Source organism: Hugenholtzia roseola DSM 9546, from assembly GCF_000422585.1.
In the GTDB taxonomy this organism is placed as follows: Bacteria; Bacteroidota; Bacteroidia; order Cytophagales; family Bernardetiaceae; genus Hugenholtzia; species Hugenholtzia roseola.
The window spans coordinates 1-3,936 of sequence record NZ_AUGI01000071.1 but is presented as its reverse complement, the minus strand read 5'-3'; the positions used below and the strand labels follow the sequence as shown (position 1 = coordinate 3,936).

The 3,936-nt window shown below is 42.9% G+C and carries 4 protein-coding genes; 1 reads left to right on the top strand and 3 read right to left on the bottom strand.

Going from position 1 to position 3,936, the window contains the following annotated elements:
* Positions 1 to 30: 30 nt before the first annotated feature.
* Together G500_RS22865 and rpoN are read right to left on the bottom strand one after the other, a co-directional pair.
* Positions 31 to 801, bottom strand: a complete 771-nt coding sequence (locus G500_RS22865; protein WP_051203376.1) for a DUF434 domain-containing protein — start codon at positions 799 to 801, stop codon at positions 31 to 33.
* 27 nt (positions 802 to 828) lie between these two features.
* Positions 829 to 2,304, bottom strand: coding sequence for an RNA polymerase factor sigma-54 (gene rpoN, locus G500_RS0107935; protein WP_027002175.1), 1,476 nt, complete (start codon positions 2,302 to 2,304; stop codon positions 829 to 831).
* A gap of 354 nt (positions 2,305 to 2,658) precedes the next feature.
* Between rpoN and yidD the strand changes: the two genes are divergently transcribed.
* Entirely contained in the window at positions 2,659 to 2,877 is a 219-nt protein-coding gene (gene yidD / locus G500_RS25475) for a membrane protein insertion efficiency factor YidD (RefSeq protein WP_086047859.1), read from the top strand.
* Between the two features lie 334 nt (positions 2,878 to 3,211).
* Here the strand turns inward: yidD and G500_RS0107920 are convergent, their stop codons facing one another.
* Positions 3,212 to 3,712: a hypothetical protein gene (locus G500_RS0107920; RefSeq protein WP_154657069.1), complete on the bottom strand. Its 501-nt coding sequence runs from the start codon at positions 3,710 to 3,712 to the stop codon at positions 3,212 to 3,214.
* Positions 3,713 to 3,936 lie beyond the last annotated feature (224 nt).

Below are 3,936 nucleotides of genomic sequence, written 5' to 3'. Positions count from 1 at the left end.
AACTCGCTGATTATCAAGGAATTGTACATGTTAGAAAAATAAAAGCGTAAAACAACGCAAAGATAACAAAATTCCGTTCATAAACTCTAATAAAAAGGGCAAAAAATTGACCCAAGCAAAAGCCTCCTCTATCACCCAACTATCGGCAGAAATAACGGGTATTTGCCCCTGCCAACTCCTTTCTATCAAACTCTTATCTGCATTTTTTTCTAAAAATACTTCGCAAGGCAAAGTAGGTGCATGCAGGGCAAAGGTTTCCAAAATCAAGCCTTTCAAACGCCCACTGTTGGAGATAGGCGCGTCTAAAATCCAAGTGAGCGAGGGCGGCGCAAGGGCAGAAAAAGCCTCTGCCAAAAGTTGGAGGGCGGGCAGGGTTTCTTCCACTTTGCGATAGGTGCTATGAATACTGGCAATATCGCGCAAGCAGCCATCTAAGCCCACAAAAATAGGCGCACCCGAAAGGGCGCATTCGAGCGTAATGAGCAAATTGTAGCCATCAATTAGCAGGGCAGGGGGCTTTGATGCAGGGTTTTGCCACTTTTGTTGCCAATTTCCTACTTCTTTTTCCTGCCGTTTTTTTGCTTGCGCCTGTGTGCAGAGGCAATGTTGGAGAGCTTTCCTTTGGCGCGTGGTGAGGGTAAATTTATCGCCTACCAATTTTAAAGACGCATCAAAAGAATAGTTTTTATCTAATAACCATTGTAAGTCGCTAAGGGCTTGTCGCAATAGCGGTAGCAGGGCAGGCGCGAAATTTTCGGCATCTTTCGGATTTGCGCCCCGATGTTTTTGGTGGTGAGGCATGTAGGAAAAAGAAAGGTTGGTTTGTTGTTACACTTCTTTTCGCAAACGTGCCACAGGGATATTGAGTTGTTCTCGATACTTGGCTACGGTGCGGCGTGCAATTTGATAGCCACGCGCTCTCAAAAGTTTTTCAAGTTTGTCGTCGGAAAGTGGGCGACGTTTGTTTTCATTTTCAATAATTTGTTTGAGGATATATTTAACCTCTTTGCTGCTCACATCTTCGCCTGTATCGGTGGAAATGCTTTCGGAGAAGAAAAATTTGAGTGGAAATACGCCAAAATCCGTCTGGACGGCTTTGCTATTTGCCACACGCGACACAGTGGAGATGTCCATGCCAATCTCTTGGGCGATGTCTTTGAGAATCATGGGGCGTAGCTTGCTCTCGTCGCCTTCCATAAAAAATTCCCTTTGGTAGCGAACAATGGCGTTCATGGTGCGTAGCAGCGTATTCTGCCGCTGTTTGATGGCATCAATAAACCATTTGGCGGCATCTAATTTTTGCTTGACAAAGCTAACTGTTTGCTTGAAATTCTTATCTTTTTTATCACTTTTATCATACGCCTCCAACATATCAGCATACGACCTACTTACGCGCAATTCGGGCGCATTTTTGGAATTGAGGGCAACTTCCAACTTTCCATTGATATTTTTGAGGATAAAGTCGGGAATGATATATTGCGTCTTGGCGTAGGCGTTTGAGCTGCCCCCGGGTTTGGGGTTTAGTTTCAGAATGAGGTTCATGGCTTCGCGCATGTCTTCTTCCGAAAGAGAAAGGCGTTTTTGTATTTTTTTAAAGTGTTTCTTTTTAAATTCTTCAAAGCAGGTTTGCAGAATTTGAATGGCATAGCGGACGTGTAGGTCGTCTTTGCTTCGTCTTTCTAATTGTAAAATCAAACATTCCTGCAAATCGCGAGCGGCGATACCTGCGGGTTCGAAGTTTTGAATCCGCTGCAAAACTTCTTCTACTTCGTCGGTTTCGGTTTGGATATTTTGCGAAAAGGCTAAATCGTTGGCTATCGCTTCGAGGTCGCGGCGGATATAGCCGTCTTCATCTATCGAGCCGATAAGCTGTTCGCCGATAGCTTTCTGGCGGTCGTCTAAGCGCAGGTGTCCAAGTTGTTCTAAAAGTGAGTCGGTTAGGGTCGTGAAGGTAGGTATCGGAATTTCGCGCTCCTCTTCTTCGGGGTAGCCGCTTTCGCTTTGGGTTTTGTAGCTGGCTACATCATCTTGTTGTAGGTAGTCTTCGAGTTTGATTTCCTCCATTGGGTTGGTTTCGTCATAGCTTTCCTCGAAGTCTTCGTACTCTTCAAAGTTTTCCTCGTATTCTTCTGTTTTTTCGGCTACGGGTTCTTCGCGCCCTTCTTCTAAGGCGGGGTTGCTTTCCAATTCTTCCTCTATGCGCGATTCCAATTCTGCGGTAGGAATTTGCAGGAGTTTGATAAATTGAATCTGTTGGGGTGAAAGTTTTTGGAGTTGGGTCTGTTTTAGTCCTAATTTTTGCATAATACGCGCTATTTAAAACCTATTTTAAGCCTTTAAAAGGGAAAGGAAAGTCGGCAGGCTCAAAATCAAGAGGGTAGGATAGTGGATAAAAATTGAAGTGGAAGAAATTTCCAACTGAAAACTGGGCAAAGTCAAACACGCTAATCCAGAGGCAGGCTCAAAGGCAGCCTAATGAGGCATACAAGGGGCAAGATAGTATTTTTGAACGAAAAAAAAAGAGAAGGTTTTTAAAATGGAACGTTTCTTGTTAGAGAATCTTGACTTTTCAGGCAGCACAGGGCTAACTGCTTCAAATACAAGCCCTTGGTTTTCTACTTTCGTAGCCTGCTTTTCACCTCCTTTTTTTAAGTTCTTATGAGTCGATTGCTTGCTGCCTTTTTTATTGCGCTGGTGCGTGCGTATCAGGTGCTATTGTCGCCTCATTTGCCACCTTCTTGTCGTTATACACCTACTTGTTCGGCTTATATGATAGAGGCGATTCGAAAGTATGGCGTATGGCGAGGAACTCTCAAAGGATTGCGACGAATTGGAAGATGCCACCCTTGGGGGGGAAGCGGCTATGACCCCGTTTAGGGAGCGTTTGTCTTTGCTTTTTACTTTCAAAACATAACTAACTTTCAATGAAGCCCCGCCGTTGCTTGTGTCCCACAAGCAACCTACAGGACAACGGCAAGAGATTTGGACTAAACCCTATTTTTTGGGTCTGAAAACCCTCTTTTATTTCCATCTCACTGCGGACAAGTCACTGCCTTATCCCTACATTTGAATTTGTTTTTTAGAATTTCACCTCACTTATTATTAGGTCTTTATCCATTTTCTCTTTGGTTTCGGTTTTTGGCGTACTCGATGGCTTTGTGTAGTTTTTCTTTGAGTAGTTCCATTGGGGGCAAAATGGTAAGGTATTCGGCTACCCCCGCCGTTGCTTGTGTCGCACAAGCAACATACAGTCGTCTGTGGGGACATAGACAACGGCGAGGGCTTTTATCAAATGTTCGGCAAAATGTGTCTTGGGATTTTCGTCTGACCAAGCCGCGCTTAATTTTATGTTATTAGGGTTTAAGTTCAATTTCGGAATAATGCTGCCTAAGCCATCTTTGCTATTAGCAACTCTTTGATAAGATGTATTATCTGTGATACACAATATTTTCCTAAAATAAGGCTCAATTTTAGCTACATCAGGGAAGTAGGCGTTTTTATCTATGATTGGTAGATTTTCCAGTAAAATTTTTTGCAGGGCATTAGGTATGCGCGTCGCAACGCCTGCTAAATCAGGTTCATTGATAGGGTATAGCAAAACTTTCACAAACAAATCCAAAACCTCATTTGTGTTCAAATTAGGCTCTGTTTGCAAAATGTCTTTCGTTTCTGCCAAGATTTCGGTTTTGATGTTTGTCCAGTTTATTTGCATGTGTTTTTGTGTTACTCTACAAAAAGCCCCTTTCCAAAAAAAGTAGCAGCGGAACATTTCGCAAATATACAATCCCCTGCCCAAACTTTCAAGCAAATTTGTTTCGTCTTTGTAAAAATAAAGCAATTGAGAAGATACGCATTTTCAAACCCTAAGGGTCTCAAAGACCCTTAGGGTTTAACTTTGTAGTGCGTTTTTAGAAAGCAGTAAAAAAAGTAGAAGAT